This window comes from Erwinia sp. MYb416, from assembly GCF_037479575.1.
Taxonomy (GTDB): domain Bacteria; phylum Pseudomonadota; class Gammaproteobacteria; order Enterobacterales; family Enterobacteriaceae; genus Erwinia; species Erwinia rhapontici.
On the sequence record NZ_JBBGYT010000034.1, the window covers coordinates 1 to 888 of the forward strand.

An 888-nucleotide genomic window follows, 5' to 3' on the forward strand; every position below is an offset into this window, starting at 1 on the left:
TTACAGATGGACCCGCAACAGCGTCCGCAGTCCATTGATGATCTGGCCGCCCTGCTCGATTCTCCGGTGAGTGAAATGGGTGAACTGGTGAGTAACGTGGTGGTGCCGCAGGAAGAGCCGCCTCAGTTACCCGATCCCGAACCCGTTGCGCTGGCGGTTAATCCTGCTGCGGGCACCACGGAGCCGGTTATGGCACCGCGCGTGGCCAGACGCCTGTCGCGGCCGCTGATGTTACTCAGTGGCCTGGCCGTCATCGCAGTAGCGGCCCTGGTGTGGGGACTGAATCGTAGCGATAATGTAGCACCCGAGCATTCTGCCGCCGCCAGCAATGCCCCCGGCAGCGTTACCGCCGCCGTGCAGACGCCTGCCGCCAGCGCGCCGGCGATGGCAACCGTCTACCTGAAACTGAGCAGTAACGAATCTCTGCTGCTGAACGGCAATGTGATGGAGGTTAAACCTAACAACAACGGTTACGCCTCGTTGAACCTGGCGGCAGGGGATTATCATCTGGAAGTGCGTACCTCAACCGGTGTTCACAGTCAGCAGTTGAAGATTGATCATGCAGGCACCTGGTTAATTAACCCAGGGCGCTAGTTCTGCGGGTTCGATGCCCACACGGGATACACATTTGACGTTATTCCGTGTGGGCCATCGCGATGCGGTTATCCCACCAATCCATTGTGGCACTGCTGTAATTCACGCACACGCTGCACCAGGTCCGTCAGACAATCGTCATGCATCCCCCGCTGCTTCAGCTCTGTTTCCAGCGAAAACAGATACTGCGCGTTGGTGCCCAACGGCCCTTTCGCTTGTGCGATCAATGGCGCGATGGTTTTCGGGCAGGAGTCCGGCTCATACAGCGCATGGCGCGGGTCCATCACAAAGACC

General features: G+C 59.0%; 1 protein-coding gene and 1 pseudogene. One reads left to right on the forward strand and one right to left on the reverse strand.

The window, feature by feature from the left end:
* Positions 1–594: pseudogene (locus tag WH277_RS00320) on the forward strand (serine/threonine protein kinase); the annotation flags it as partial.
* A gap of 68 nt (positions 595–662) precedes the next feature.
* Here WH277_RS00320 and WH277_RS00325 read toward each other — a convergent pair.
* On the reverse strand, positions 663–888 hold a 226-nt coding region (locus WH277_RS00325), incomplete at its 5' end, for a gamma-glutamylcyclotransferase (RefSeq protein ID WP_339503681.1).